Raw genomic sequence first — 26,367 nt, 5'->3', positions numbered from 1 at the left:
TCTTCCTTTTCTTCTGTTCCCGGGGTCCCGGGAAGTCATGTGGGCGCGCCCGCCCGGGCGAGCCGGGCGGCGGCGTCCGCGTTCTGCTCGGCCGTCCTTCGGGACGGACGACGTCGACGGTCGCCTCTGCCGCGCCCGAGGCGCACGCCGCGAGGCACGGCGAGCCGCTCCAGGACCGCGAAGACCGTGTCGAGGAGCAGCGCGAGGAGGACGACCAGGAGCGCACCGCCCAGAGTCTCGTCGAAGCGTCTGACAGCGATGCCCTGGATGACCGGGAAGCCGAGCCCACCGAGCCCGACGTAGGCGGCGAGGGTCGCCGTTGCCACGATCTGCAGGATGCCGGCGCGCATGCCGGAGATGAGAAGCTGCAGACCGAGCGGGATCTCCACCTTGGTGAGGATCTGCCACTCCGTCATCCCGATCGCGCGCGCGGCGTCGACCGTCGACCGGTCGATGGCCTCGAGGCCGGCGTACGCGCCGGCGAGGATCGACGGGATGGCGAGGAGCACCAGCGCCAGCGTCACCGCCGGCACGATCTGCAGCACGCCGATGAGGAGGACGAGCAGCAGGATCAGGCCGAAGGACGGCAGGGCGCGGGCCGCACCCGCGATCGTGACGGCGACCTCGCGGCCCTTCCCGGTGTGGCCGATGAGGTAGCCGAGCGGGATCGCGATCACGCACGCCAGCACGAAGGCCAGCAGCGTGTAGGAGAGATGCTCGCCCAGCCTCTGGGCGACGTCGGAGTCGGGGCCGAAGATCCAGGCGAGCGCCTCGGAGAGGAGGTTCATGCGGTCGCTCCCTCACTGGACGGGCGCCGGCGGCGGCTTCCCGCGCCCCGGCGCGCCCAGGGCAGAAGGGCGCGGCCGAGGAGGGCGAGCAGGAGATCGACGACGAGCGCCACGATCATCGTCAGCACGACCCCGGTGAGCACCTCTTCGACGATGCGGCGCTGGAACCCGTTGGTGAAGAGGTACCCCAGGCTCTGCACGCCGACGATGATCCCGACCGTGACCAGGGCGATCGTGCTGACCGCAACGACCCTCAGCCCGGCGAGCATGACCGGCCCGGCCAGCGGGAACTCGACGGCCCAGAACCGGCGCCAGCCGGAGTAGCCGAGGGCGGTCGCCGCCCGCCGCACGTCCGGGTCCACGGAGTCGAGGGCGTCTGCGACCGAGCGGACCATGATCGCGACCGCGTAGATCGTGAGGGCGAGGATGAGGTTCGTCTCGCTGAGCACCGACAGCCCCGTGATCACGGGCAGGACGACGAAGAGGGCGAGCGAGGGGATCGTGTAGAGCAGCCCCGCGACGGTGAGCAGCACGCCGCGCGTGACGCGGTAGCGATACGCGACCCAGCCGAGCGGCACCGACAGCACGAAGCCGAGGATGATCGGCACCACGCTGAGCCGCAGATGCTGAACGGTGAGCGACAGAACCAGGTCGAAATTGCTCGACAGCCAGTTCACGACGCGCGTTCACCCTGCGCCGGAGCACCCGGTGCCGTGCGGGCACCGGCCTTTGCCTCGAAGGAACCGGCTGCGGAGGATCCACGCAGCACGCCGGCGGGACGGCCGTCCTCGTCGACGACCACCTGGACGCCGTCGAGCTCCTCGACGCGGAGAGCGCGCCGGCCGCGATCGGCACCGACGAACTCGGCGACGAAGTCACTCGCGGGGTTGGCGAGGAACTCCGCGGGCGTGCCGACCTGGGCGATCTTCCCGCCACGCTCGAGCAGCACGACCTGGTCGCCGAGCAGGAAGGCCTCGTCGATGTCGTGCGTCACGAACAGGACCGTCTTGTCGAGCTCGCGCCGAAGCCGGATGAGCTCACGCTGCAGCTCCGCGCGCACGATCGGGTCGACGGCGCCGAACGGCTCATCCATGAGGAGGATGTTCGGGTCGGCGGCGAGCGCCCTGGCCACGCCCACGCGCTGCTGCTGGCCGCCGGACAGCTGGCTCGGGTAGCGATCGGCGAGGGATCGGTCGAGCCCGACGGTGTCCATGAGTTCGAGGGCACGCTCCCGGGCCGGCGCCTTGGCCACCCCGTTCAGCCGCGGGACCGTCGCGATGTTGTCGGCGACCCGGCGGTGCGGCAGGAGCCCCGAGTTCTGCAGGACGTAGCCGATGCGGCGGCGCAGAGCGACGGGGTCGGTGCGCGAGATGTCCTCGTCGTCGATGAGGATCGAGCCCGCCGTGGGATCGACCATGCGGTTGACCATCCGGAGCAGGGTCGTCTTGCCGCAGCCCGATGACCCCACGAGCACGGTCGTGGTCCGCGAGGGGATGGTCAGACTGAACTCGCCGACGGCGGTCGTGCCGTCCGGGAACGTCTTGCCCACACCGCGGAATTCGATCGACATGCCGTGACCTCTTCCCTCGGACGTCAGCCGGTCCGAGCTGAGTTCGCGACGGACCGCAGGAGCGGATTGCTGGGAACAATCCCGGAGGCGGTCGATCCTATTCCCGAGAGACGCTCAATCCGGAGGATCGAGATGGCGGTGCACGTACTCGGTCGCCACGGCCTTGGCCTCTTCGAGGAACGCCTGGTCCCCCTCCGGGGCGGTCGCGAACGCCCGGTGCACGAGCGCCTCGGTGAGCGAGATGACCACCTGGAGCCGGAAGACCAGGTCCTCGGGGTCGTGCTGCGAGCCACGCTCGCCCGCGATCCCGGCGAGCCGTTCCGCGAGGACGGCGTTGTTCGACCGGCGGCCGTCCAGGAGCCGGATGTCGACGACGTCGCCGAAGCGCACGACCCGGAACCCGCGCTCGGTGCGGTACAGGTCGACGTAGACGTCGATCGCGGCGGAGACCCGCTCCTGCACCGTCTCCAGCCGGCTCTCCCGGTACAGGTCGCTGATCCGGTCCAGGAAGCGGCGGAACGCCCGTGCGCTGAGCCCCTCGAGGACGGCGATCCGGTCGGGGAAGTAGCGGTACACCGTGCCGATCGACGCGCCGGCGCGCTCGGCGACCATGGCGGTCGTGAGCCGCTCGTAGCCGACTTCCTCGACGACCTCGGCCGCGGCATCGAGGAGTGAGGAGAGGCGAGCGGCGCTGCGCGCCTGCACCGGCTCGTTCCGGAGGAGCACGTCCGTGCCGTAGCCGTCGATGCTCATGCGTCCTCCGTCCTCGCCCTGTTCCGAACTGTAGTCCGCGGGTTCTCGTCCCGGTCCGGGGTTGCGCCGGGACCGCTCGGTACCCTTCGGCGGTTAGGCTGGCGGGGTGCCGTCAGTGCGGAAGCAGCGCAGCGAGGCCGCCGGCGCCGGCGCGCTCGTGTTGGGTCGAGCCGCCCGCATCGAGGACGGCATCCAGGAGTTCCGCGAGCAGTGGGCCCGACGTCGCGGCCTGCAGCCGACGGTCATCCCCTACACCGGCTACGGCGCGCCCGGCTGGGTCCGAGTCCTCGGGCGGGTCCTTCTCACCCGTGAGACGGCGTCCCGCCGGCCCACCGTGCGCGGCTGGCGCAGCTTCACGACCGTCGCGGTCAACGACATCGACGTGATCGTGAGCGTCGGCGGCCAGGAGCACACCGTGCACGCCGACCGCGGCGGCGTCATCGACGCTCGGGTGGAGTCGACGCTCGAGCCCGGCTGGCACACCGTGACCATGCGCCCGCACGAGCACGACCGCGACACGTCGGTCCCCGTTGAGGCGAAGGTGTACGTGCACGACCCGGCGTCGGGCTTCGGGATCATCTCCGACATCGACGACACGATCATGGTGACCGCGCTCCCCGGCCCTTCCTCGCCGCCTGGAACACGTTCGTGCTCGACGAGCACGCCCGCACGGCGACCCCCGGGATGTCGGTGCTCTACGACCGCCTCGCGCTCGAGCATCCCGGCGCGCCCGTCATCTACCTGTCGACCGGCGCGTGGAACGTCGCGCCCACCCTCACCCGGTTCCTGAGCCGCAACCTCTACCCCGCGGGGCCGCTGCTGCTCACCGACTGGGGGCCGACGCACGACCGCATCTTCCGCAGCGGCCGGCAGCACAAGGTGGACTCGCTCAAGCGGCTGGCCGAGGAGCTGCCCGACGTGAAGTGGCTGCTGATCGGCGACGACGGCCAGCACGACGAGGAGATCTACGGCGAGTTCGCCCTCGAGCACCCGGATCGGGTCGCCGCGGTCGCCATCCGCCAGCTCTCCGCCGGTGAGGCTGTCCTCGCCGGTGGCCGCACGAAGGCCGAGGGGTACGCGGAGAAGACCTCGGTGCCGTGGGTGTCGGCTCCGGACGGCGCGGGCCTCGCGACCGAGCTCAAGCGCATCGGGCTGCTCTAGCCCCTGCGCATCCGGCTCCGGTATCTGCTCGGATCAGGAGAGTCGCCCGATTTCGCTCACCGTTCAGGACGACACGCCGTCTCGCAGAGGGCGTTTCCTGATCCGCGCAGAGACGCAGTGCTACTGCCGCCAGCTGTCGGGACCGGCGGAGCCCGCCGCGTACTCGTCCCGCGGCACCTCGCCCGCCTGCCAGGCGTCCAGCACGGGCTGCACGATGTGCCAGCAGCGCTCGGCCACGTCGCCGCGCACCGAGAGGGTCGGATCGCCACCGAGCACTCCGCGCAGCACCTCGCCGTACTCGGTGAGCATGCGCGGCTCGATCTCGGTCGCGAGCTCGCCCTGCCCGAGCAGGAAGGGCTCCTGCTCCCCGTTCATCACGAGCTGCAGCTGGACCGTCTCGGGATGGATGCCGATGCGCAGGCGGTTGCCGGGCGCCGAGCCCATCAGCCCGCGCGGCACGAACGGCACCGCGGAGAAGTGGATGTCGATGGCGCGCAGCGGATCCCCGATCGCCTTGCCCGACCGGAGGACGAAGGGGACGCCGCTCCAGCGCCGGTTGTCGACCCCGACGACCAGCTCGGCGAGCGTCTCGGTGCCCCGCTCCGGGTCCACCCCTCCTCCTCGGCGTAGGCGGGCAGCTTCTCGCCGTCGACCTCGCCCGCCGTGTACCGCGCGCGGCGGCTCGAGCCCTCGGTGCCCGGGAGCACGGGGTCCCCCGACCAGACCGAGGTGGCCTCGAGCACCTGCATGATGCCGGTGCGGAACCCCACCTCGTCGACCGCGGCGGGCGGCTCCATGGCGACGACGGACAGCACCTGGAGCAGGTGCGACTGCAGCATGTCGACGAGCGCGCCCGCCTCGTCGTAGTAGGCGGCGCGGCCTTCGAGGCCCAGCTTCTCGTCGTAGGTGATCTCGACCCGCTCGATGTTCTCCCGGTTCCACACCGGCTCGAGCATGCGGTTGGCGAAGCGGAGGCCGAGGAGGTTGAGGACGGTCGGCTGGCCGAGGAAGTGGTCGATGCGGTGCACCTGGCGCTCGGGCACGAGGCGCTCGAGCTTCCGGTTCAAGGCCGCGGCGCCCTCCTCGTCGGAGCCGAACGGCTTCTCGAGGGCGAGGATGGTGCCGTCGGGGAGGTCGACGCTGCGGAGCGCGTCCACTGCCTTCTCGACCACCCCCGGCGGCAGGGCGAAGTACAGCACGGGCGTCCCGTCCACCGCGTCCAGGATCCGGCCGAGGTCGTCGGCCTCCGTGGGATCGGCAGCGATCCACCGCGCGGAGGAGGCGACCGCGTCAGCCTGGTCCTTCTCCGCTCCGCCCTCGGCCAGAGCCGAGCGCACCTGGTCGCGCCACTCCTCCTCGTCGCGCTCGTGCCGGCCCGAGCCGAGAAGGGTGAGCCCCTCCACGAGGCGCCCGTCCTCCTCCTTCGGCGAGGCGAGGAGGCTGCCGAGGCCCGGCAGGAGGAGGCGGGCGGCGAGGTCGCCGCTGGCGCCGAAGAGGACGAGGGTGCCGATGCGAGTCACCCGTTCGACCCTACTCGCGCTCACGTCGGCACCCGTGAGGACAGACAGATCGGTGTACCCACTAGTGGGGAGCGTGCGGAGGGGTACAGCAGGCGTAACTTCGTTCCTGCGGGAGTCCTCCATAGTGAGGACAAACGCAGACAGAGCTCGCCCCCATGAGAAGGAACACCCCGATGCTGAACACGCTGCGCTTCCCCCGCACGGCTCTGCTGGCGACTGCCGCGCTCGTCGCGCTCTCCGCCGCGGGCATCAGCATCGCGTCCGCCCCGGTACTTCCGGCCGGTGCGGACACCGCCTCCTCCACCTCGGACCTCGCCGGCTACCAGCTGCCGACCCTGGCCCTGGACGAGGCACCCGCCGAGTGACCCAGCTCGGCTGATCGGCCCACCCAACCGATCGACATCAGGACACCGCCGGCCCGCTGCCCCCGAAGCAGGCCGGCGGTTCTGTGTCTCCGGGAGCGCGCGCCGCGGAACGTGCGGCGTCGGCGGCTGTCCCTAGACTGCGGACATGTCGGCCGCCCTGCCCGCGCTCGAAGTCGCTCGGCTGCGGGCCGCGAACCAGCTGCTCGTCGATGGGCCCGCCCGGAGCCCCTCGACACCGTCCGCTGGATGCTGGCCACCCAGGCGCAGGACTTCGCGGGCTCTCTCTGGGCGATCGCGCTGCGCGATCGGGCCGGTGAGACGCGGGCCGATCTGGAGGCGGCGCTCGCCACCGGCGCCATCGTCCGCTCCTGGCCGATGCGCGGCACCCTGCACCTCACCACCCCCGATGATCTCCGGATGCTGCTGACGGTGTCCGCCGAGCGGACGATCGCGGGCACCCGGGGCCGCCGAGCGCAGCTGGGGCTGACCGAGGAGGACCTCCGGCGGGGCGAGGACCTGACCGTCGAGCTCCTCGGCGGCGGCCGTGCGCTTCGCCGCCCGGAGCTGATGGCCGAGCTCACCCTGCGCGGGCTCGACACGACCGGTCAGCGGGCCGCGCACCTTCTGCTCTACCTCTCGCTGCTCGGCGTCACCTGCCTCGGCCCGATGGACGGGAAGCAGCAGGCCATCGTCCTGCTCGACGAGTGGGCGCCCGGGAGTGCGCCGGACCGACTCTCGGCCCTGAACCAGCTCGCGGTCCGGTACACGCGCTCGCACGGGCCGATCACCCCCGCCGACCTTGCCTGGTGGGCGGGCATCACCAAGACCGAGGCGACCGCGACGCTCCGGAACGCCGGCGGGGCGGTGCGCGAGATCGCCACCGAGCTGGGGCCGATGTGGCTCGCGCCCGACTCCCCCGCCGCGAACGCGCCGACGGCCCTGGCTGCAGCGGACGTCGTTCGCCTCCTGCCGCCCTTCGATGAACTCCTGCTCGGGTACACCGACCGGTCGGCGAACCTCGATCCGGCGTACTGGGATCGGGTGGCGCCGGGCGCGAACGGCCTCTTCCGCCCGATCCTGTCCGTCGGCGGCCGCGTCCTCGCGACCTGGCGCGTCGACGGCGCGCGCGAGAAGAGCGTGGCGGTGGACGCGTTCGACGGCCTGCCTCAGGAGCGCAGTGCCGAACTGGAGACCGCGGCGGCCGAGCACCTGCGCTTCGCAGCGACGCGCTGAGCCGCAAGCCCCGGCGCGAGCGGGGCGGCCCGCCTACGCTGGGGGCCGTGCGGTTGGCGGAGGTGGTGCGGGCGAACTCACGCCTGCCGCTCCTCCAGGTCGTCAAGACGGCGATCGCATCGGTGGCCGCCTGGTTCGTGGCCCTCGCCGTGTTCCCCGAGCAGGTGCCGGTCTTCGCGGCCGTCGCCGCGCTGCTCGTCGTCCAGCCGAGCGTCAACCAGTCGTTCGGCAAGGCGATCGAGCGCAGCCTCGGGGTCCTCGTCGGGGTGCTCGTCGCCCTCGGCGCGGCCCTCCTGTTCGGTGACCAGAGCTGGCTCGTCCTCCTCGCCATCGTGGCGTCGCTGTTCGTCGCCTGGGGCCTGCGCCTGACCCCCGGCTCGTCGGTGCAGATCCCGATCAGCGCCATGCTCGTGCTCTCGATCGGCGCCGCGACCCCGACCTATGCGGCGGCACGCGTGGTCGAGACGGTCATCGGCGCCGCGGTGGGCCTCCTGGTCAACGTGCTCATCGTGCCGCCGCTGCTGCTGGCGCCCGCCCGCTCGGCCGTGCTGCAGCTGGGCCTCCGGGTGGCCGAGGAGCTGGATCGGCTCGCGGAGGTGCTCACCGATCCCGACGAGGCGGCCGACCTGGATTCCGTGCTCGAGTCGGCGCGAAGCCTCCGAGACCTGCGGCAGACGGCCACCGACGCGATCCGCGGCGGGCGGGAGAGCCTCACGCTCAATCCCCGCCGCTCCCACTACCGCGATCAGCTGGAGCGCGATGTCGGGCTGCTCAACCGGATGGAGCCCCTCGTCACGCAGGTGATCGGGATGGCCCGGGCCGTGCGCGACCACTGGGACCCGTCCCTCGCCGACGAGCCGATCACCGGGTCGATCGCGGAGGAGCTCCGCCGCGCCGCCCACGACCTCCGGCTGCTCGTCCAGGTCGATGGCGGGTCGGTGCCCATCGCCGAGGAGCCGCTCGCCCTGACCCGGCCGCTCGTGGTGGCGGCGCCTCCGCCCCAGCACTGGATCCTCATCGGTGCCCTCATGGAGGACCTGCGCCGTGTCCGCGAGGAGATCGTCGGGCGCTGACGCGGACTCGGGCGCTGACGCTGTCCCGGGCAGCCGCCGCGCGCCCCGCGCCGCCGAGCGCGCCCTATGCGGACGAGCGCGCCCCGTATCCGCCCCGCGCTCGTCGGCTCGCACCGCGCTCGGCGGAAGGTCAGCGGGCCGCCAGAGCGAGGCGGGTCTCGAGGAGCCGCAGCACCGCGTCGTCGAGCCGGGCCTCCGGGATCCGTCCGTCGGCCACCGCTCCCTCGAGTCCGTCGAGCAGCTCGACCGGGTCGACGCCCGACACCTCGGGGTCCGCGGCGAGCACGTACACGAGGAGGTCGTTGCCCGCGTCGATCGCCTTTACCGCGTTCTGCAGCGGGTCCGCGTACCCGTCCACGCCGGAGTGCTGGAGCATGAGCATGTCGTCGCTCACCGCGAGGCCCGTGAAGCCGAGGTCGTGGCGGAGGATGTCGTGCCACCGCGGGGAGAGGCTCGCCGGCTCGGAGTCCACCGCCGTGAGGCAGAGGTGTCCGAGCATGACCGCTTCCGCTCCGGCCGCGATCCCGCGCTCGAAGGGGACCGCCGGCCCCGTCCGCCACGCGTCCGCCGAGATGTCGCTCGACGGGAGCGAGGAGTGCGAGTCCGCCTCGGTGAGGCCGTGCCCGGGGAAGTGCTTGAGCGTGCTCAGGACGTGGCCCCGCTCCCCCTGCACCGCCTGCTCGACGCGCGCCGCGGCGTCCTCGGGACTGGTGCCGAGGATGCGGTCGGCGATGAAGGATGAGCCGTCTGCCGTCTCGTCGGCCACGATGCCGAAGTTGAGGTTGGCGCCCGCGCTCTCCACGAGGGAGGCGCGGGCGGCGAAGGCCTCGCGCGTCGCCTCGGGCGGCAGGGAGCGCAGCTCCTCGGCCGCCGGCTGGGTGTCCTCGTCGAGCCGCGACACGACGCCGCCCTCCTGGTCGATGCCGATCAGCGGTGGCAGCGCGGGGTCGAGGGTGAGGGCGGCGGTCACGGCGCGCACGTCGGCGGCGGAGCCCGCGACGTTGTCGCCCATCACGATGAAGCCCCCGCGCCGGTCGTGCGCATGAAGCCGGCGAGGTCCTCCGCGTCGGTGCCCGGGTAGTGGAGCATCAGCATCGTCGCGAGCTTCTGCCGCACGCTCATGGCCTCGAGCCGCTGCTGTGCGTCCTCCTCGAGGGACAGCGACGCGCTGGGTGACGGCGACGGAGCGGGCGCGCTGCTGACCGGAGGCGAGGGCGAGGGCGGCGCCGCGGGCGCAGCCGCGCAGCCGCCGAGGACCGCCACCACGGTGGCCGCCCCGAGCAGGACGGTCCCCCACCGCGAGCGCATTCCCCCAGGTTACGTCGGACCGCCGAGCCACGCGCTCGCGCGAGTCGCGCGGACACTCGCAGCCCCGCCGCCGGGCGTGCACTGTCCGCGGCGCCCGCGCCACCGTGCCGCCGATAGTCTGACCGGGTGCGGGTCCCGATCGCGCTGGTGCTCTCCTCTCACCCGGTCCCCGCCGCTGCGGTCACCGCCGTGGCGTTCACGCTCGCCATCGCCACCGGCCTGGAGCCGTGGCGGGTGGGCGTCGTGACACTGGCCTTTGCCGCGAACCAGCTCTCCATCGGCTGGTCGAACGACTGGATCGACGCGGACCGAGACCGTGCGTCCGGCCGCCGGGACAAGCCCGTCGCCCGGGGCGACGTGGGGATCCCCACCGTGCGGGCGGCCGCTGTCGTCGCGGCCGTCGTCGCCGTCCTTCTCGGCTTCCTCCTCGGACCCGCCGCGGGGCTCGTTCACCTCGTCTTCGTCGCGTCCGCCTGGGCGTACAACGCCGGCCTCAAGTCGACGATCCTGTCGGTGCTGCCGTACGTCGTGAGCTTCGGGCTGCTGCCTGCCGTCGTCACGCTGGCCGCTCCCGAGCCGCGGTTCGCGACCTGGTGGGCTCTCCTCGCCGGCGCGCTGCTCGGGGTCGCGGCGCACTTCACGAACGTCCTGCCGGACCTCGATGACGACTCGAAGACCGGGGTCCGCGGCCTCCCCCATCGGCTCGGTCTCCGCGGCGCCGGCATCTCGGCCTTCGGCGCGCTCGCCCTCGGCGCGGTCGTGGTCGCGGTCGGGACGGGCGGGCCCTTCGCCGTCGTCGGCTGCGTTCTGGTGCTCCTCGTTGCGGTCGCCGGGTGCGCCCTGGTGCTACGCGGGCGGATCTCTCGCCGCCTCTTCGTCCTCGTGCTCGTCGCCGCACTGGTCCTCGTGGCCATGCTGGCCGCAGGCGGCGCGTCGCTAGCCGTCTGAGCGGACCGACCGAGGGCGTAACGTGAAGGACGCCGCCGCCGAGAGGATGCCGATGACCGACCGCCAGCTGCTCTCCGACGAGCTCCTCGAGAGGATCCGCTCGCGCGCACCGGAGTACGACCGGGAGAACCGCTTCTTCACGGAGGACCTCGCAGAGCTTGCGGAAGCCGGCTACCTCAGGGCCCTCGTCCCCGAGTCGTTCGGCGGGCAGGGCCTGACCCTCCGCGAGGTCGCCAGGGAGCAGCAGCGGCTCGCGGCCGCCGCCCCCGCCACCGCGCTCGGCGTCAACATGCACTTGGTCTGGACGGGCGTCGCCAAGGCCGTGCACGACCGCGGCCTGGACTTCCTCGACTTCGTGCTCGAGGAGGCGGCGGCGGGCGAGGTGTTCGGCTTCGGGATCAGCGAGGCCGGCAACGACCTCGTGCTCTTCGGCTCGCGCACCGAGGCGGCCCCGGAACCGGACGGCGGCTACCGCTTCACCGGCACGAAGGTGTTCACATCGCTGTCGCCCGCCTGGACCCGGCTCGGGCTCTTCGGTCTCGACACGACGTCGGAGGACGCACCGAAGCTCGTCCACGCGTTCCTGCGGCGTGAGGACGGCGGCTTCCGGATCCTCGACGACTGGGACACGCTGGGCATGCGGGCCACCCAGAGCAGCACCACCGTCCTGGAGGGAGCGAAGGCCGCGCCGGACCGCGTGTTCCGCCGCCTCGATCCCGGCCCCAACCCCGATCCGCTGATCTTCGGCATCTTCGCCAACTTCGAGGTCCTGCTGGCCTCGGTGTACACCGGAATCGCGTCGCGCGCGCTCGAGCTCGCGGTCGCCGCCGTGCACCGGCGCACGTCGATGAAGAACGACGGGGCACCGCTCGCCTCCGACCCCGACCTCCGGTGGCGGATCGCGGATGCCGCCCTCGCGTACGACGCCCTGCCGCCTCAGATCGACGCGATCGCGAGGGACGTGGACGAGCTCGCTGACCACGGGAGCCAGTGGTTCCGGAAGCTCGTCGGCGTCAAGATCCGCGCCACCGAGACGGCGCGGGATGTTGTGGACAAGGCGATCCGGGTCTCGGGCGGCTCGTCGTACTCCAACTCAGCCGAGCTGTCCCGGCTCTATCGCGACGTGCTGGCCGGGATGTTCCACCCCTCCGACGACGAGTCGGCACACGGGACCGTCGCGACGGCCCTCCTCGGCCCTATCCCGTGAGGCGCTGAGGATGCCGAGCATCGAGCTGCTCCTGGATCCCGTCGCCGAGCAGGAGCTCGTTGCCGAGTGGACCGCGCTGCGCGAGGCCGACCTCCCGAGCCAGGCCCGGCACACCGGTGAGTCGAACCGGCCGCACGTGACCCTGCTCTACTCGGAGGAGCCTCTCGACCCGCCGCGCATCGTCGGTCTCCCGATCCCCGTCACGGTCGCCAGTCCGGTGATCTTCGGCTCCGCTCGGCGGGGGTTCCTGCTCGCCCGCCTCGTGCGGCCGAGCGCCGCGCTGCTGGAGGTGCACCGCATCCTGCACGAGGAGGTCGGCGAGCGCCCGGGCATCGACCGGCTGACCCGGCCGGGCGCCTGGACCCCGCACGTGACCCTCGCTCGGCGGCTCAGCGGCGAGCAGCTGGCGGCCGCCCTCACTCTGCTCGACCCGAAGCGCGCGATCGACGGCACCGCGGACGCGGCCCGCCTGTGGTCGTCGGCCACCAAGACGGTCACGCCGCTCGAGCTCGCCTGAGGGACGCAGGTCTCACTGATCGGGCCTGATTTCGAGACGCGCCTGCGGCGCTCCTCAATCATCGGTTGAGAGCCCGCTGATTGAGGAGCTCGGGCGGATCCGCGCCGCATCACCCCTCGACCCGCTGATTGAGGAGCTCGCGAAGCGAGCGTCTCGAAATCAGCACCCGACGCAGAGGAGCCCAGAGAGAGAGGGCCCGTCAGCGCCGCGCGAGCTCCGCCGGTCCCGCCGACTCGAGGAGGCGGCGCGCCAGCACCGCCGAGCCGGCGACCGCTGCGGGGGTCGCGAGGATCGCCGCGAACGGGATGAGGAACACCAGGTACACCGCGACGCCGAACCCGAGGACGCGCGCTCGGTTCCGCCGCCGCAGCGAGCGCTGCACGGCCGGCGGCAGGTTGCGGGCGTCGAGCGGGCGACCGAGCAGCTCGGTCGCCACGAGCCAGCCGCCGCCGAGCGCTCCGACGGTGAAGCCGAGGACGCCGCCGACGACCGGGATCAGGCCGAGGGCGAAGACCCCCAGGCCGAGCGCGACGGACAGCGACACGAGTTTGAGCCCGCTCGCGATCCCCCGGCGCACCGAGGCCCAGAACCCCACCTCCACCGCCTCGAAGCTCCCCAGACGGCGCTCGACCGCGAGCCAGATCCGCTCGTAGAAGGGATCGCCGACCGCAAGGGTCACCGCCGTGAACGTCGAGACCGCGACGAGGATGGCGAGCACGAGCAGGGCGAGCGCGACGGCGAACCGGAAGGCGGTGCGCCACACCTCTTCCCAGCGGTCCGCGAAGGGCGTGATCCAGGCGGCGATGCCGTCGATGTTGAGGCCGAGGAGGACGAGGACGCCGATCACGAGGACGCCGACGATCAGGGCGGGCACGGCGCCGAGCGCCATCAGTCCTGGCGAGGTGGACCACAGCCCGAAGCCGCGGAAGAAGGTGCCGATGCCGGCACCGAACGCGGACAGCCCGCGGCCCTGAGCCGGCCTCGTCGTCTCCATCCTCCGAACCTACCGAGCCGGAGGTGGCGCGAGGGGCGGCGCTCGGGCTCCTAGGCTGAACCGGTGAGATTCGCCGCGCTGAGAGCGCCCTGGTACAAGGGCTATCTCGGCGGAGCCATGCTCATGATGACGGGCGACCTCACCGAGCACGCGATCACCTACTGGGTGATGTGGCAGAGCTTCCACTCCGTCCCGCTGGCCGGATTCGCCGTGGTGAGCCACTGGCTGCCGCACCTCCTGCTTTCGATCCCGCTCGGCGCCCTCGCCGACCGCTTCGACTGCCGCCGGATCGTGCAGGTCGCCGCCGCCCTCTTCATGTCGGTATCGGTGGGCTGGGCGGTCCTGATCGGCACCGGCACGCTGCAGCCCTGGCACTGCATGGTCCTGCTGATCGTCCACGGCCTCGCGGCGGCGATCTGGGGACCCGCGGAGCAGCTCATGCTCTACGACATGGTCGGTCCGGAGGAGCTGCCCGGCGCCGTGCGGCTCATGGCGACCGGCCTCAACGTCGGGGCGCTCGTCGGGCCCGCGGTGGGCGCCGCCCTCCTCTTCACTGTCGGTCCGGTTCTCGGCCTCGCGGTGAACGTCCTCATCTACGTGCCGTTCATCGTCTACCTCTTCCTCACCCCGTTCACCGGGCACGTGCGCGTCGCCCATCGCGAGCGCGTCCGGCTTCTCGACATCGTGCACGTGCTGCGCGAGGTGCCGCGCTACCCGGCGATCCTCATCGCGATGGTCCTGCAGGGTGCAGTCGCCTTCTTCGTGGGCACGGCGTTCGTGCCCCTGCTTCCCGATTTCGGCGACATCCTCGGCCTCAGCCAGTCCGGCCTCGGCTACGGGCTGCTCCTCGTCTCGATGGCGGGAGGCGCGGTGATCGGCGGCATCACGCTGGAGGCGATCGGCCGCATCCGGGTCAGCACGCGGCTCTCCGTCGGCACGGGACTCGTGTTCGCCGTGGCGGTCGCCGTCTTCGCCGTCTCGCGGAGCTTCCCCTCTCGGTCCTGGCTCTCGCGGTGGCGGGCGCCAGCAGCCTCGTGTCGTCGTCGACCTCTCAGGCGCTCGTGCAGCTCGCCGCCCCGGTCGACCGGCGCGGCCGATTCCTCGGCGCCTACGTGATGACGTCGCAGGGCTTCCGGGTGGGCAGCGGCCTCCTGATCGGCGTGCTCGGCGCCGGTCTGGGCGCGAGCGTGTCGGTCGGGATCGGCGCCGCCCTCCTGATCGTCCTCACCGCAGGCCTCCTGCTGGCGATCGTCGTCGCGGCCCGACGCCGCACCCCCATCGAGCCGCCCGCCGACGCCGAGGCCGGCGTCGACCAGGCGGCGCCGGCGCCGAAGGACACCACGGTCGAGTCGCACCTGGAGGGCGGCGTCCCCAGCTGACCCCGGCGGGGCTGGTACGTTCCGGCCCGGATGGCACGGCGGAGCGCACCGGTCGGGCCGGAACGTACTTGTGTGGGGTCAGACGAAGGTGATGACCGTCTGCAGCCGGGTCCGGAGGTCGAAGAGCTCCGTGCCACCGACCGTGCGGGCCCCGGGGAGGCCGTCGCGCAGGAGGGCCGGCAGCACGGAGCGCCGCACGACCGCCATCAAAGCGCCGCGGGAGGAGCCCGCCACGACGTAGGGCTCCTCGAGCTCGTCGTCGGGCACCACCAGCAGGAGGCCGCCGAACTTGATGCGGGCGGCGCGGGCGATCACTCGCGCGCGGCTCGCGAGCGCGTGCAGAGGCCGATCGCCCTCCACGGAGACGCCGTCGACCTCACCGCGGCGGACCCGCACCACGCCGCCGAAGTCCTCCGAGAGGATTGCGAAGAGTCCGGTCGGCCCGAGGACGACATGGTCGAGCTTGTCCTCCGGCTCGCCCGTCGCGACGTCGTGCCAGACGGTGTAGCCGATGCCCAGCTCGCTCACGAGGCGCGCGGTCGCCTCCTCGGCGAGAGCGTCGGCCAGGATGCGCCGCAGCTCCCGGGGAGCGCGGCGGACGAGCGCCGGGTCGTAGGGGTCGTCGATGGCCACGCCCCGCCCCACCCACTCCTGCAGCAGGCGCAGGAAGCGCTCCCGCCGCCAGCCGCCCGGGTGCCCGTACGAGCGCGCACCCGGCCTGGTGCTCGACGGGGCCGAGGACGCGCGAGGCGGCGGAGCCCACGAGACGCGCTCGCTGCCGCCGGGACTGTACGTGTGGCCGCGGTCGTAGTCCGCCCGCGCCGCCGGGGTCCCGATCAGCTCCCACGCCCGCTGGACGGCGATGAACCGCGTCGGATCTCCCCCGGTGTCCGGATGCGTCTCGCGCAGCAGCCGTCGGTAGGCGCGCCGGAGCTCGTCCTCGGACGCGCTCGAGGGAACGCCGAGCGCCTCGTATGGCGACTCCGAGACCGGACTGTCGGACATCCTTCGCTTCCCGCGGCCGTCGCCGCTCCGAGGCGCCACCCTACCGGGCCCCACCTGCGCGGTTCGCGGGAGCAACGTCGAGGCCGGGAATACCGCCGCCGCGCCAGCGTTATCTTGAGTCGAACACACTCAAGTTTCTACCTGGAGGTTTCTTTGCCCGGATACTTCGGCCCCACGGCCGCATCCGACGGCTCGTTCGACGAGTTCCTCGCTCGTCTGCTCTCCGGCCAGCGCCCCGCGGGTGGCCGGCCCGTCGACATCACGCGGCTGCTGAGCCGCCGAGGCCACGACCTCGTCCAGCGCGCCGCGCAGCACGCTCTCTCCGAGGGCCACTCCGGCGTCGACGCCCTGCACCTGCTGCACGTCCTGCTCACGGAGTCGCCCCTGACCGCGCTCGTCGACCGCACCGGAGCCGACCGCTCGGCGCTGGTCCAGTCCGTCGAGGAGCGGCTTCCGCAGCCCTCGGACGAGCCCGCGACCGACACCCCCGCGCTGACGCCGTCCGCGCAGCGGGCCCTGCTCGACGCGGCGCAGGTCGCCCGGGCGTCCGGGTCCACCTACATCGACCCGGAGCACGTGCTCTTCGCCCTCACCATCAACCAGGACGTCGTGGCCGGACAGCTGCTCGCGGCCGCCGGAGTCACCCCGCAGGCCCTGCAGAACGCCGCAGCCGGCGGGATGCAGCCGACCGCGACGGGGACCCGCGCTCCCGGTGCGGGCGCCTCCGAGACGCCGACGCTCGACGAGTACGGCACGGACCTGACCGCTCGGGCCCGCGAAGGCGGAATCGACCCCGTGATCGGCCGCGCCGACGAGATCGAGCAGACCGTCGAGATCCTGCTGCGCCGCACGAAGAACAACCCTGTCCTGATCGGGGAGCCCGGTGTCGGCAAGACCGCCATCGTGGAGGGGCTCGCCGCGCGCATCGCCGACGGCGACGTGCCTGAGGTGCTGCGCGGCAAGCGCCTCGTCACGCTCGACCTGGCCGGGATGCTCGCCGGAACCCGCTTCCGCGGCGAGTTCGAGGAGCGCCTCACCAAGGTCATGGCCGAGATCGCCGACCACAAGGACGAGCTGATCGTCTTCGTCGACGAGCTGCACACGGTCGTGGGTGCGGGTGGCGCCGAGGGCGCGATGGACGCCGGGAACATGCTCAAGCCGCGCCTGGCACGCGGTGAGCTGCACCTGATCGGCGCGACCACGCTCGCCGAGTATCGCCGCATCGAGAAGGACGCCGCGCTCGAGCGCCGCTTCCAGCCGGTCACGGTTCCGGAGCCCAGCGTCGCCGACGCGGAGCGGATTCTCGCGGGCCTGCAGAGCCGCTATGAGCAGCACCACCGCGTGACCTACACCGAGGACGCCATCCGCGCCGCGGTGGAGCTCTCCGCCCGGTACATCTCCGACCGGTTCCTGCCCGACAAGGCGATCGACCTCCTCGACCAGGCCGGCGCCCGCCGCCGCCTGCGCGTGGGCGAGCCGGTGGATGTGGATGCGCTTCGCGTCCGCGAGACCGAGCTCGAGGGCGCGAAGGACCGCGCGGTCGCTGCCGAGCAGTACGAGGAGGCGTCCCGCCTGCGCGACGAGATCGAGGAGCTGCGGCTCCGCATCACCGGCGACGCGACGGCGGCCCAGCCCTCCCCGGAGGCCTCGGTGATCGACCGCGCCGACATCGCGGAGATCGTCGCCCGCATGACCGGCATCCCGGCGGCCCGCATGACCGAGGGCGACCGCGGACGCCTCGCGAAGCTCGAGAGCGAGCTGCACGAGCGCGTGATCGGGCAGGACGAGGCGGTCACCGCGATCGCGAAGGCGGTCCGGCGCAGCCGCACCGGCATGGGCGACCCCCGCCGGCCGATCGCCGGCTTCCTCTTCCTCGGCCCCACGGGCGTCGGCAAGACGGAGCTCGCGAAGACCCTCGCGGCCTCCCTCTTCGGCGACGAGAAGGCGGTGCTCCGCTTCGACATGAGCGAGTTCGGCGAGCGGCACACCGTCAGCCGGCTGGTCGGCGCCCCTCCGGGATACGTCGGCTACGACGAGGCGGGCCAGCTCACCGAGCGGGTGCGGCGCCAGCCGTACTCGGTCGTGCTCCTCGACGAGATCGAGAAGGCGCACCCCGACGTGTTCAACCTGCTGCTGCAGGTGCTGGACGACGGACGCCTCACCGACGGTCAGGGCCGCACGGTCGACTTCCGGAACACGATCGTCATCATGACCTCGAACCTCGGGTCCGAGTTCCTGGCGAGCCGCGGCGGCGCACTCGGCTTCACCGCGGCCGACGCGAGCGGCTTCGGCTCCCAGCAGGCCATCCGCGACCGCGTGATGGGCAAGCTGCGGGAGAGCATGCGACCGGAGTTCCTCAACCGGATCGACGAGATCGTGCTGTTCCGCAAGCTCGACCGCGAGCAACTGCGCGAGATCGTCGGACTGCTGCTGGAGGCCACCGCGTCGCGCCTCGAGGCGCAGGGCATCGCGCTCTCCGTCGGCGAGGATGCGGTCGACTGGCTCGCCGAGCACGGCTACGAGCCGGAGTACGGCGCCCGCCCGCTGCGCCGCCTGATCCAGCGCGAGGTCGAGGATCGGGTCGCCGACCTGCTCGTCACCTCCGCGGTGAGCGCCGGTGACACGGTGGAGCTGTTCGTGACCGGCGGGGCCCTGCAGGCCGCCGTCCGTGCGGAGGCGCTGGCCGCCTAGGCAGCGCTCCGCGAAAGAGGCCGTCCCTTCCTGGGGCGGCCTCTTTCGCGTGCTGCCCGCATCACTTCGGACGAACCGCAACCGGAGACCGATGCGGAGAGCCCGGAGTGGTGCGGACAGGGCCGCGCCGGTCATACACTCGGCGCCGACGGCCCGCAGAGGAACGAGGACGCCATGCCGCAGGACCTGATCACCCGCACCTCGTCGCTCTCCGTCGCGGAGACCGTCGAGCGCGTCCGGGCCGGACTCGACGAGCGCGCCCTCACCCTCTTCGCACTCATCGACCATGCGAAGGGCGCCCGGGATGCGGGGTTCACCCTCGCCGACGAGGTCCTGCTGGTCTTCGGCAATCCCGCGGCCGGGACGCCCGTGATGCAGGCCGACCCGCGTGCCGGCCTCGAGCTGCCCCTGCGCCTGCTGATCTGGGATGACGCCGGCGTCACCCGGCTCGCCTACCGGGACCTGGAGACGCTGGCCGGCTCCTTCGCGCTCGCCGACCGGGTCGACACCCTGCACAAGCTCGCCTTGGTGATGAAGCTGCTGCTCAGCGAGGTGCCGGAGGCGGCCGACCCGTCCTGAGCCGAGGACTGCGATACTGACCGGATGACGGTCCAGCACCTCGCAGCCCTCGGCAGCTCCTTCGCGGCGGGCCCCGGCATCCAGCCCCTCGAGGACCGGGTGGCCGGACGCTCGCGCCGGAACTATCCGCACCTCCTCGCGGAGCGGCTCGGCGCCCGGCTCACCGACCTCACCGTGTCGGGTGCGACGACCGCGACCATCCTCGACACCCCGCAGCGCATCCTCCTGCGCCGGTACCCTCCGCAGCTTGCGGGGCTCCCCGTCGACGCCGACCTGGTCACTCTCACCGCGGGCGGGAACGACCTGGGCTACATCAGCGGGATGACGACGGCCGCCTGGGGCAGCTGGTTCCGCACGCACGCCCAGGCGGGTGTCCGGGCGCGTCTTGGGAATCGCCGCTCCTCCCCGCAACAGGCACCGGCGATGCCGACCGAGGCCGACGTCGAGCGCGCGGCCGCCGGCCTCGTGCGGATCGTCGACGCGGTCCGGCGGCGGGCGCCGCGGGCGGAGGTGGTCCTGGTCGACTACCTCACCGTGCTCGGGCCCAGCACCGTGCCGAGCGAGCAGGCGCCCTTCGCGACCGCGGCCATCGCCGCCTTCCGCGCCACCGGCGAGCGCCTCGCCGAGGCGTTCGCGACGGCCTCCGAGCGAACCGGCGCCCAGCTCGTACAGGTGTCGGCGCTCAGCATCGAACATGCGGTGGGGTCCGCAGAGCCCTGGGCGAACGGCTTCTCGGTGGGGTTCGGCTCCCCCACCCCGTTCCATCCGAACGCCGACGGGATGCGAGCGGTCGCCGACGCGGTGGTCGGGCACCTGGGTCTCTGAGGGATCCGGCCGCCCGAGATTGCAGGAAGGTAGCAGGCCGCCGATCAGGCTCCGCCACCGGTGAGGAGCGCGGCACACTTCCCGGGTACCCGCTTCCCGGAGGAGTCCGATGCCGCACGTCCCCGCCGCCGCCCCGCGGCACCGCCGCCGTTGGGCGCTCCGCGCCGCGGCCGCCGGCCTGTTCGCGCTGATCCTCACCGGGGTCGCCGCGCCCGCCACCGCGGCGACCGCGGAGTCCCGCTGCGCCGGCACCTACTTCGCCGAGAGCGGGCGGACGCCCTTCGACATCGACCCGGCCCTCGTGCCGCCGCCCGTCCGCGCCTTCCCCTGGGACTGCGCGTCGCGGATCGCCGACCGGGACTTCCCCGCTGCCGATGGTTGGGCGATCTACGACCTCGTCTATCGCGACGTGCCGTTCTCGACTGTCGTCGGAGTCCTCCGGTCCTTCGAGGACCAGGGCTGGATCGAGGGCGGCGCCGTGGCCGCGGTGGACTTCACCGACGGACAGGCGCTCACCGCCGCGGAGCTGGAGCGAATCACCCCTGAGCCCTCCTCCGTTCGCGCCCGCTTCGGCAACGCGGCCACGGGCGAGAACATCGTGGAGCTCAGCTACTTCGACGGCGAGGACTACGTCTTCGACGAGAGCCTGACGACACCGACCCTGCTGCTCGAGCTCTCCGTCCGGGGCGCGTTCGACGCGACCGGATTCGGCGACCCCAGCGTCCTCAGCGAGCTGCGCAGGATCGGCGACGTGCGGCTGAACGCCACGAGCGGGGCCGTTCTCGGCGGCTCCGCCGTGGTCCTGATGCTCGTCGTCGGCTATCCGAGCGCCCTGCTCGACTCCGTGCTCTCGCCTCGCCTGGACGCCCTCTGGCTTCGGCTGCGCGCTCGCCGTCGCGCGGAGAGGAGTCCGAGCACGGCCGCGCGCAGCCGGCCGTGGGGGTTCGCGGCCGGCCTCGTGGCGACGGCGGCGATCGTCGGGTTCGTCGATCCCGCCTTCGGGCCGAACCTGCTGTCGCTGCGCCTCTTCCTCACGAACCTCGTCAGCCTGCTCGTCTTCAACCTGGCAGCCCTCGCGCTCCTGCGCGCGATCCTCTCCCGCGTCGACTCGTCCCTGCGTCCGGCGGTGGCGTTCCGCTGGGGCTCCCTGGCGTTCGTCGCGCTCGCGGTCGGCATCGCCCGGCTGCTCGACTTCTCCCCGGGGTCATCCTGGGGCTCGTGGCCGGCCTCACCTTCGCCGCGACGCTCTCCCTCGCCCGCGAGGCGCTGGTGGTGCTGCTCGGCTCCGCGATCGCGCTGACCCTCGGTCTGGTCGCCTGGGTCATGTACAGCGTGCTCGCCCCGCTCGCGGGCGCCGGACCCGTGGGGCGCGCCACCACTGAGCTGCTCAGCGCGCTCACCATCGAGGGCATCTCCACGCTCCCGCTCGCCCTCCTCCCCCTCCTCGCGCTCGACGGCGCGGCGCTCTTCGCGTGGAAGAGGTGGGCCTGGGGGCTCAGCTACGCCGTCGGGCTCGCCGCGTTCCTGCTCGTCATGGTGACCGTGCCCGACTCGTGGGGGACCGTCGACGGCGACTATGTGCGCTGGGTCGCTGTCTTCGCGGCCTTCGCCGGCGTCGCCGTCGGCGTCTGGGCGACGCACGTGTTTCTCGAGAGACGCAAGGCGGGGCGCGAGGTGGGCTCGGTGGCAGGTCTCGTCGCGATCGAGGTCGACCCGGAGGCCGTCCAGGCGCTCGCGGCGGCACCGGGCCGACCGCTCTCGACCTCGCCGCAGCCGGGTGCGTAGGTTTCCCTCGGGACGACCACGCCGAGGTCAGGCGGCGGAGGACGCCGTCCCGGGCAGGAGCGGGAGTGGCACAGGTGACGGACGGTCTCAGGTCGAGCCTGCGGGAGACCCTGCACCATCGGATCCGGTCGATGAGCGGGAACGACCCAGATCAGCGCGGACGCTCCGCCACCTCGCTCGAACTGCTCTACGACCTCACGTACGTCATCGCGTTCGGCGCGGCCGCCGACCAGCTCGCACACCACCTCAGCGCCGGCGACGTTGGCTCGGCCCTCGGCGCCTACCTGTTCGCGATCTTCGCGGTGAGCTGGGCGTGGCTCAACTTCACCTGGTTCTCGTCGGCCTATGGCAACGACGACGCCCTGTTCCGCGTGGCGACCATCGTGCAGATGATCGGCGTGATCATCCTCACCTTCGGCCTCCCGCAGAGCTTCTCCGCGGCCGCCGAGGGCGAGAGCCCCAACAACGCGCTGATGGTGGTGGGCTACGTCATCATGCGCGTGCCCCTCATCGCGCTCTGGCTGCGCGCCGCCCGTCAGGACCCGGATCGGCGGCGGATCGACGTCGCCTATGCCGTCACCATCGCGATCGCCCAGGTGGGATGGGCGCTGACCACGATCGCTCCGCTGCCGGTCGTGCCCACCGTGCTGCTGCTCGCGGCGCTCGCGCTCGGCGAGATGGCGGCGCCGGTTGTGCTCGAGAGGAGGCTGGGCCAGCCGCCCTGGAACGCCGGTCACATCGCGGAGCGCTTCAGCCTGCTCACTCTCATCACGCTCGGCGAGGTGGTGGCCGCCACCACCGGCGCGGTCGCCGCGCTGACCCAGACAGAGGGCTGGTCGATCGGTGCCGTCGTCATCGCCTCCTCCGGTCTGGTGCTCGCGGCGGCCATGTGGTGGGCCTACTTTCTCATCCCCTCGCGCGTGCTCCTCGAGGAGTGGCCGGAGCGCACCTTCGCGTGGCGCTACGCCCACCTCCCGCTGTTCGGTGCCATCGCCGCCGTGGGCGCCGCCCTCCGGGTCGCCGCGACCGGGGTCGAGGAGGGCGAGCTCTCGCTGTTCCGCTTCGCGCTGGCACTCGCGATCCCCGTCGCCGCCGTGATCGTCCTGGTCTTCCTGACCTGGAGCGTGCTGGTGCGCGCCTACGACCTCACCCACCTGCCGCTGCTCAGCCTGTCGCTGCTCCCGCTGGTCGCGGCGGTCGCCCTCGCCCTGACGGTCGGCTCAACAGGCACCATCGATCCGGGCCACACGGCGGACCTCGTGGCGCTCGTCTCCGTGATCGCGCTCGTCGCCGCCGGGGCCGTGCTCGAGGTGGTCGGGCACGAGGTGGTGGGTTACCGGCATACCGTCCGGGCGCTGACCGAGTCGGCCTGAAGCGTTCGACTGGTGCGAGAGGCCACGCCAGCGCCCCGTGCTGCTAGTCCCCCGAGTTGCTCCCCGCGGGTGCCAGAGGGGACGATTGCGGGATGGCCGAGCCCCTCACCCAGCGTCTGCGCTCCGCCAACAAGGGGCTGCATGAGGACGTCGAGGAGCAGGTCGGGCTCCCTGGCACGGTGCGGTCGCGGGCCGACTATGTCGCCCTCCTGCAGGGTCTGCTCGGCTTCCACTCCTCTCTCGAGCAGGAGCTGGCCGCTCCTCGGTGGCAGCCGGAATGGGCGTCGCTCGGTCTCGACCTCGGCGACTACCGCCGCTCGCCCCTGATCCGCCAGGACCTCGTGGAGCTGGGCGAGCCCGCGGATTCGGCGGCGGGCGAGCCCATCGGCGTGACGACGTTCCCTCAGGCACTCGGTGCCCTCTATGTGGCCGAAGGGTCGAGCCTCGGCGGCCGTTTCCTCGCTCCGCAGTTCCTCGACGCCGTCGGTCCCGTGCCGGTCGCCTTCTTCCAGAGCGAGGGCCGCGGGCATCCCGATCCCTGGCGCACCCTGCGAGCCGCGATCGACGGGTACGGCGAGGCGGGTGCTGATGGCGACGACGTGGTCGCCGGCGCACGGATCGCCTTCGAGGCGTTCCGGACGCGCCTCGCCAGCCCGCAGTGGGCCGGCCGGGGCTGAGGGCTCGGCCGGCGTTCAGCGCCGCTCGCTGACCCGCCCTCGGCCGTCAGCCCTCGCGCGGGGTCAGCGCCCGGCGCGCTTCGCCCGGTACATCGCGGCGTCGGCCTCGCGCAGCAGCCCCGAGGAGGTCGCCCCTGCTCCGGCCGTAGCCCGGCCCAGGGAGGCGGACAGCTGGACGGTCGCCTCCCCGATCGCGAACGGCGGTGCGAAGGCGGCCTCGATCCGCTGCGCGATCCGGTCGACGGCGTCGGCATCCACGCCCTCGCAGAGGACGACGAACTCGTCTCCACCCAACCGCGCCACGGTGTCGCCGCCACGCGTCGCGCCGGCGATGCGGCTCGCGGCCTCGACGAGCACCGCGTCCCCCGCGTCGTGGCCGTAGGTGTCGTTGACCGCCTTGAATCCGTTGAGATCGAGGAAGAGGAGCGCCACTGCCCGGTCCCCCTGGCCCGGCCGAGCGCCTCGTCGAGGGCGAGCATCAGCAGCCGCCGGTTCGGGAGGTCGGTCAGGGCGTCATGCAGCCCCAGATGCGACAGCTGCGACTCGGCCCGGCGGAGCAGCGCGGCGTCGACATCGCGGCTCAGCTCCGCGGCCTCGGCCTCGAGCCCCTGCCAGGGCAGGGACCGGCCGGTGACGCTCTCCGTCCACATGGAGAAGGAGTTGCGGGGCGACAAGGGGGTCAGTCGGTTCGACGGAGACATGTCGCCCATCCAGTTCACGGTCTGACCCACCTCGCGCCGGAACCAGAGGAGGTAGTCGCCCTCGGCGCCGAACGGGAACGCGAGCAGCCCCGCGATGCCCGACATGGCCTCGGCGACCTCGGGCATGAGCTCGGGGAGACCGTCCGTCACGAGAACGCTCCGCTGTCCCTGCAGCGCGAGCTGCGCGATCAGCGTGCGGATGGCCTCCTCAGGAGGGGTGTCGCCGGATGCCTCGATCGCGTCCTCGAACACCACGGCGACGCCGTCGGCCGGGACGAGGTCGCCCAGAGAGGTGTCGCCGCGCAGCAGCGCCTCGGCGACATCCTCGATCGCCGCCACCTGCTCGCCGAGGCGGGTGCGGACGAGGCGCCGCTCGTTCCGCCCCTGGAGGAGCTGGACCTCGTTCATGCCGGTGAGCTGCAGGGCGACCTGGTGGGCGAGGATCTCGTAGGCCTGGCGCTGCAGATAGCCGACGCGGCGGGGCGTGCGGTGCGCGCAGGTGATCATCCCGATCAGCTCGCCATTGCTGATCAGCGAGAACGAGAGGGTGGCACCCTGGCCCATGTTGCGCATGAACTGGAGGTGGTGCGGCGAGACGCTGCGCAGCTCTGCGAGGGTCAGGTCGACCGGCGTGCCCGTCCTCGGGTCCGCTGCCGGCACCAGCGCGGCCGGCTCGTAGGAGCTCGAGGCGATGACGCGTGACAGCTTCGTGAGGTACAGCTGCCGCGCCTGGGCCGGGATGTCGGACGCCGGGAAGTGCAGCCCCAGGTAGGGCTCCATGACGGCGACGACCTCCTCCGCGACGACCTCGCCGTGGCCGTCCGGGTGGAAGTGGTAGATCAGCACCTGGTCGTAGCCGGTCAGGGCGAACAGCTCCCGCGCGGTGGCGGCCCGCAGCTCCTCGACCGTCGAGGTCGCGCCGATGCGCCGGGTCGCGGCGAGGATCGCGGGCAGCGTGCTCTCGTCGTCCACGCCCTCGGTCGGCTCGAACTCGACGATGCCGACTCCGTCGAGCGAGGACACGATGACGTCGAACGCTTTCCCGCCGACCTCGGCGGAGATGGGGTTCGCGACCGTCGGGACCCCCGCGAGCACCTGCCGCATGCGCGCGATGGCGGGAGGAGCCAGCAGGGCGTCGAGGTGGGAGCCGAGCAGGTCGGCCGTGGCGATGCCCAGGGTGTCCGCGGTGTTGTCCGTAGCCTGCAGGATCTCCAGGTCGGCGATGTCGACCGTGAGCAGCGCGCCGTGCGGCTGGATGCCGCCGGGAACCCGGATCGGCTCGACCACGCAGTCCTCGAGCCTCAGCAGCTCATCGGCGGCCGGAGCGGGGAAGGCGATCGATCCGGTTTCCTGCATCGTGCAAGCCTGCCATCCCGGAGCGCCGGTTGGTGCGCGGGACTCGGGGAAGCCGTTCTCGAATGGCGAGTGCTAACGCCCGATCAGACCGGTCACGATGAACCCCGCTCCGATCGTGAGTACGCCCAATGCCGCATACCCCACGCTGTCCGAGGACGTCCTCGCAGCCTGAGCACGACCGAGCTCTCCCCACATCGACCGGAACGTCCTTCTGAGCCGCCGCGAGTAGGGCTTCCGGAAGACGTATGCAGTGATCCCGAAGACGACGAACACTGCACCCGCGACAACCGATGAGACGTCCACCACTCCAGCATCTTGAGGCACCTCGATCACGCCCCTTCACCACCACACCGGGTGTGCATGGCCTCGATCGCCGGGCCCCTCGCGCGTGGGCCCACCAAGGGGTTCTCATACCGCACACATGCACCAATACGAAGAGCGCCGCCCCTGCGGGACGGCGCTCTTCGTATTGGTGGACCCGAGGGGATTCGATCCCTACCGCTCCCCCAGACGCCGCAGCGCGGCGCCCGGGGCCCCTCGCGGCAGGGGCCCACCCTGC

24 protein-coding genes and 3 pseudogenes are annotated in these 26,367 nt (G+C 72.4%); 16 read left to right on the top strand and 11 right to left on the bottom strand.

Features of this window, described 5'->3' with window-relative positions; translation table 11 throughout:
* Positions 1-35 precede the first annotated feature (35 nt).
* The 4 genes from QUE51_RS12125 to QUE51_RS12110 form a co-directional block, all read right to left on the bottom strand.
* Positions 36-788 carry an ABC transporter permease gene (locus QUE51_RS12125; RefSeq protein ID WP_286276638.1) on the bottom strand — a complete coding sequence of 251 codons (753 nt, stop codon included), beginning with the start codon at positions 786-788 and terminating at the stop codon, positions 36-38.
* A complete protein-coding gene (locus QUE51_RS12120; RefSeq protein WP_286276637.1) occupies positions 785-1,465 on the bottom strand; it encodes an ABC transporter permease in 681 nt (226 codons plus the stop codon). Before QUE51_RS12120 ends, QUE51_RS12125 begins: the two co-directional genes overlap by 4 nt.
* Positions 1,462-2,358 carry an ABC transporter ATP-binding protein gene (locus QUE51_RS12115; RefSeq protein WP_286276636.1) on the bottom strand — a complete coding sequence of 299 codons (897 nt, stop codon included), beginning with the start codon at positions 2,356-2,358 and terminating at the stop codon, positions 1,462-1,464. Before QUE51_RS12115 ends, QUE51_RS12120 begins: the two co-directional genes overlap by 4 nt.
* A gap of 114 nt (positions 2,359-2,472) precedes the next feature.
* Positions 2,473-3,111 carry a TetR/AcrR family transcriptional regulator gene (locus QUE51_RS12110; RefSeq protein ID WP_286276635.1) on the bottom strand — a complete coding sequence of 213 codons (639 nt, stop codon included), beginning with the start codon at positions 3,109-3,111 and terminating at the stop codon, positions 2,473-2,475.
* 157 nt (positions 3,112-3,268) lie between these two features.
* Between QUE51_RS12110 and QUE51_RS12105 the strand changes: the two are divergent.
* Positions 3,269-4,272, top strand: a pseudogene (locus QUE51_RS12105) (App1 family protein phosphatidate phosphatase).
* 120 nt (positions 4,273-4,392) lie between these two features.
* Here QUE51_RS12105 and QUE51_RS12100 read toward each other — a convergent pair.
* Positions 4,393-5,915: pseudogene (locus QUE51_RS12100) on the bottom strand (glucose-6-phosphate dehydrogenase).
* A gap of 50 nt (positions 5,916-5,965) precedes the next feature.
* Between QUE51_RS12100 and QUE51_RS12095 the strand changes: the two are divergent.
* The 3 genes from QUE51_RS12095 (at position 5,966) to QUE51_RS12085 (ending at position 8,463) form a co-directional block, all read left to right on the top strand.
* Positions 5,966-6,157, top strand: coding sequence for a hypothetical protein (locus QUE51_RS12095; RefSeq protein WP_286276634.1), 192 nt, complete (start codon positions 5,966-5,968; stop codon positions 6,155-6,157).
* Positions 6,158-6,403: 246 nt separating this feature from the next.
* Positions 6,404-7,390 carry a winged helix DNA-binding domain-containing protein gene (locus QUE51_RS12090; RefSeq protein WP_286276633.1) on the top strand — a complete coding sequence of 329 codons (987 nt, stop codon included), beginning with the start codon at positions 6,404-6,406 and terminating at the stop codon, positions 7,388-7,390.
* Positions 7,391-7,437: 47 nt separating this feature from the next.
* Entirely contained in the window at positions 7,438-8,463 is a 1,026-nt protein-coding gene (locus tag QUE51_RS12085; protein ID WP_286276632.1) for an FUSC family protein, read from the top strand.
* Positions 8,464-8,593: 130 nt separating this feature from the next.
* Here the strand turns inward: QUE51_RS12085 and QUE51_RS12080 are convergent, their stop codons facing one another.
* Together QUE51_RS12080 and QUE51_RS12075 are read right to left on the bottom strand one after the other, a co-directional pair.
* Positions 8,594-9,475: a glycoside hydrolase family 3 N-terminal domain-containing protein gene (locus QUE51_RS12080; protein WP_286276631.1), complete on the bottom strand. Its 882-nt coding sequence runs from the start codon at positions 9,473-9,475 to the stop codon at positions 8,594-8,596.
* The gene (locus tag QUE51_RS12075; protein WP_286276630.1) at positions 9,475-9,771 is read right to left on the bottom strand and encodes a hypothetical protein; all 297 of its coding nucleotides are present in this window, start codon (positions 9,769-9,771) and stop codon (positions 9,475-9,477) included. The genes QUE51_RS12080 and QUE51_RS12075 overlap by 1 nt, the downstream gene beginning before the upstream one ends.
* 126 nt (positions 9,772-9,897) lie before the next feature.
* On the opposite strand from QUE51_RS12075, the gene QUE51_RS12070 reads away from it, so the two are divergent.
* Genes QUE51_RS12070 through QUE51_RS12060 form a run of 3 tightly spaced genes read left to right on the top strand, consistent with a single transcriptional unit; the run spans position 9,898 to position 12,443 of the window.
* Positions 9,898-10,719, top strand: a complete 822-nt coding sequence (locus QUE51_RS12070) for a UbiA family prenyltransferase (protein ID WP_286276629.1) — start codon at positions 9,898-9,900, stop codon at positions 10,717-10,719.
* A gap of 52 nt (positions 10,720-10,771) precedes the next feature.
* Positions 10,772-11,926: an acyl-CoA dehydrogenase family protein gene (locus QUE51_RS12065; RefSeq protein ID WP_286276628.1), complete on the top strand. Its 1,155-nt coding sequence runs from the start codon at positions 10,772-10,774 to the stop codon at positions 11,924-11,926.
* Between the two features lie 10 nt (positions 11,927-11,936).
* Positions 11,937-12,443 carry a 2'-5' RNA ligase family protein gene (locus QUE51_RS12060; RefSeq protein ID WP_286276627.1) on the top strand — a complete coding sequence of 169 codons (507 nt, stop codon included), beginning with the start codon at positions 11,937-11,939 and terminating at the stop codon, positions 12,441-12,443.
* 199 nt (positions 12,444-12,642) lie between these two features.
* Here QUE51_RS12060 and QUE51_RS12055 read toward each other — a convergent pair whose 3' ends face one another.
* Positions 12,643-13,437 carry an EI24 domain-containing protein gene (locus tag QUE51_RS12055; RefSeq protein ID WP_286276626.1) on the bottom strand — a complete coding sequence of 265 codons (795 nt, stop codon included), beginning with the start codon at positions 13,435-13,437 and terminating at the stop codon, positions 12,643-12,645.
* A 63-nt stretch (positions 13,438-13,500) separates the two neighbouring features.
* Between QUE51_RS12055 and QUE51_RS12050 the strand changes: the two genes are divergently transcribed.
* Both QUE51_RS12050 and QUE51_RS12045 read left to right on the top strand, forming a co-directional pair.
* Positions 13,501-14,553 (top strand): MFS transporter, encoded by a 1,053-nt coding sequence (locus QUE51_RS12050; RefSeq protein WP_286276625.1) that lies wholly within the window; start codon positions 13,501-13,503, stop codon positions 14,551-14,553.
* On the top strand, positions 14,499-14,816 hold the full coding sequence (locus QUE51_RS12045; protein ID WP_286276624.1) for a hypothetical protein: 318 nt from the start codon (positions 14,499-14,501) through the stop codon (positions 14,814-14,816). The genes QUE51_RS12050 and QUE51_RS12045 overlap by 55 nt, the downstream gene beginning before the upstream one ends.
* A gap of 78 nt (positions 14,817-14,894) precedes the next feature.
* On the opposite strand, the gene QUE51_RS12040 is transcribed toward QUE51_RS12045, so the two are convergent.
* Positions 14,895-15,821 (bottom strand): DnaJ domain-containing protein, encoded by a 927-nt coding sequence (locus QUE51_RS12040; protein ID WP_286276623.1) that lies wholly within the window; start codon positions 15,819-15,821, stop codon positions 14,895-14,897.
* Between the two features lie 153 nt (positions 15,822-15,974).
* Between QUE51_RS12040 and QUE51_RS12035 the strand changes: the two genes are divergently transcribed.
* The 7 genes from QUE51_RS12035 to QUE51_RS18180 all read left to right on the top strand — a co-directional run bounded on the left by QUE51_RS12035 (position 15,975) and on the right by QUE51_RS18180 (position 23,751).
* Positions 15,975-18,512: an ATP-dependent Clp protease ATP-binding subunit gene (locus QUE51_RS12035; protein WP_286276622.1), complete on the top strand. Its 2,538-nt coding sequence runs from the start codon at positions 15,975-15,977 to the stop codon at positions 18,510-18,512.
* A 174-nt stretch (positions 18,513-18,686) separates the two neighbouring features.
* Entirely contained in the window at positions 18,687-19,091 is a 405-nt protein-coding gene (locus QUE51_RS12030) for a DUF302 domain-containing protein (RefSeq protein ID WP_286276621.1), read from the top strand.
* Between the two features lie 24 nt (positions 19,092-19,115).
* Positions 19,116-19,916, top strand: a complete 801-nt coding sequence (locus QUE51_RS12025; protein ID WP_286276620.1) for an SGNH/GDSL hydrolase family protein — start codon at positions 19,116-19,118, stop codon at positions 19,914-19,916.
* A 109-nt stretch (positions 19,917-20,025) separates the two neighbouring features.
* Positions 20,026-21,216 (top strand): hypothetical protein, encoded by a 1,191-nt coding sequence (locus QUE51_RS12020; RefSeq protein ID WP_286276619.1) that lies wholly within the window; start codon positions 20,026-20,028, stop codon positions 21,214-21,216.
* Positions 21,135-21,701 (top strand): hypothetical protein, encoded by a 567-nt coding sequence (locus QUE51_RS12015; protein WP_286276618.1) that lies wholly within the window; start codon positions 21,135-21,137, stop codon positions 21,699-21,701. Before QUE51_RS12020 ends, QUE51_RS12015 begins: the two co-directional genes overlap by 82 nt.
* Positions 21,702-21,832: 131 nt before the next feature.
* Positions 21,833-23,074 (top strand): low temperature requirement protein A, encoded by a 1,242-nt coding sequence (locus QUE51_RS12010; RefSeq protein ID WP_286276617.1) that lies wholly within the window; start codon positions 21,833-21,835, stop codon positions 23,072-23,074.
* A 92-nt stretch (positions 23,075-23,166) separates the two neighbouring features.
* Positions 23,167-23,751, top strand: coding sequence for a biliverdin-producing heme oxygenase (locus QUE51_RS18180; RefSeq protein ID WP_350226653.1), 585 nt, complete (start codon positions 23,167-23,169; stop codon positions 23,749-23,751).
* Between the two features lie 63 nt (positions 23,752-23,814).
* On the opposite strand, the gene QUE51_RS18175 is transcribed toward QUE51_RS18180, so the two are convergent.
* Positions 23,815-24,183 carry a GGDEF domain-containing protein gene (locus QUE51_RS18175; RefSeq protein ID WP_350226780.1) on the bottom strand — a complete coding sequence of 123 codons (369 nt, stop codon included), beginning with the start codon at positions 24,181-24,183 and terminating at the stop codon, positions 23,815-23,817.
* A 152-nt stretch (positions 24,184-24,335) separates the two neighbouring features.
* Positions 24,336-25,808, bottom strand: a pseudogene (locus QUE51_RS18170) (GAF domain-containing protein); the annotation flags it as partial.
* Positions 25,809-26,367 lie beyond the last annotated feature (559 nt).

This window comes from Naasia aerilata (assembly GCF_030296595.1).
Lineage (GTDB): Bacteria > Actinomycetota > Actinomycetes > Actinomycetales > Microbacteriaceae > Naasia > Naasia aerilata.
The sequence above is the reverse complement of the archived record's forward strand: the minus strand, read 5'-3'. Positions and strand labels throughout refer to the sequence as shown.

What these genes read in the sequence shown, in the direction of transcription:
- QUE51_RS12125 (WP_286276638.1), bottom strand. Translation starts at nt 788, where the DNA reads ATGAACCTCCTCTCCGAGGCGCTCGCCTGGATCTTCGGCCCCGACTCC.
- QUE51_RS12115 (WP_286276636.1), bottom strand. Translation starts at nt 2,358, where the DNA reads ATGTCGATCGAATTCCGCGGTGTGGGCAAGACGTTCCCGGACGGCACG.
- QUE51_RS12110 (WP_286276635.1), bottom strand. Translation starts at nt 3,111, where the DNA reads ATGAGCATCGACGGCTACGGCACGGACGTGCTCCTCCGGAACGAGCCG.
- QUE51_RS12095 (WP_286276634.1), top strand. Translation starts at nt 5,966, where the DNA reads ATGCTGAACACGCTGCGCTTCCCCCGCACGGCTCTGCTGGCGACTGCC.
- QUE51_RS12090 (WP_286276633.1), top strand. Translation starts at nt 6,404, where the DNA reads ATGCTGGCCACCCAGGCGCAGGACTTCGCGGGCTCTCTCTGGGCGATC.
- QUE51_RS12080 (WP_286276631.1), bottom strand. Translation starts at nt 9,475, where the DNA reads ATGGGCGACAACGTCGCGGGCTCCGCCGCCGACGTGCGCGCCGTGACC.
- QUE51_RS12075 (WP_286276630.1), bottom strand. Translation starts at nt 9,771, where the DNA reads ATGCGCTCGCGGTGGGGGACCGTCCTGCTCGGGGCGGCCACCGTGGTG.
- QUE51_RS12065 (WP_286276628.1), top strand. Translation starts at nt 10,772, where the DNA reads ATGACCGACCGCCAGCTGCTCTCCGACGAGCTCCTCGAGAGGATCCGC.
- QUE51_RS12060 (WP_286276627.1), top strand. Translation starts at nt 11,937, where the DNA reads ATGCCGAGCATCGAGCTGCTCCTGGATCCCGTCGCCGAGCAGGAGCTC.
- QUE51_RS12055 (WP_286276626.1), bottom strand. Translation starts at nt 13,437, where the DNA reads ATGGAGACGACGAGGCCGGCTCAGGGCCGCGGGCTGTCCGCGTTCGGT.
- QUE51_RS12040 (WP_286276623.1), bottom strand. Translation starts at nt 15,821, where the DNA reads ATGTCCGACAGTCCGGTCTCGGAGTCGCCATACGAGGCGCTCGGCGTT.
- QUE51_RS12030 (WP_286276621.1), top strand. Translation starts at nt 18,687, where the DNA reads ATGCCGCAGGACCTGATCACCCGCACCTCGTCGCTCTCCGTCGCGGAG.
- QUE51_RS12025 (WP_286276620.1), top strand. Translation starts at nt 19,116, where the DNA reads ATGACGGTCCAGCACCTCGCAGCCCTCGGCAGCTCCTTCGCGGCGGGC.
- QUE51_RS12020 (WP_286276619.1), top strand. Translation starts at nt 20,026, where the DNA reads ATGCCGCACGTCCCCGCCGCCGCCCCGCGGCACCGCCGCCGTTGGGCG.
- QUE51_RS12010 (WP_286276617.1), top strand. Translation starts at nt 21,833, where the DNA reads ATGAGCGGGAACGACCCAGATCAGCGCGGACGCTCCGCCACCTCGCTC.
- QUE51_RS18180 (WP_350226653.1), top strand. Translation starts at nt 23,167, where the DNA reads ATGGCCGAGCCCCTCACCCAGCGTCTGCGCTCCGCCAACAAGGGGCTG.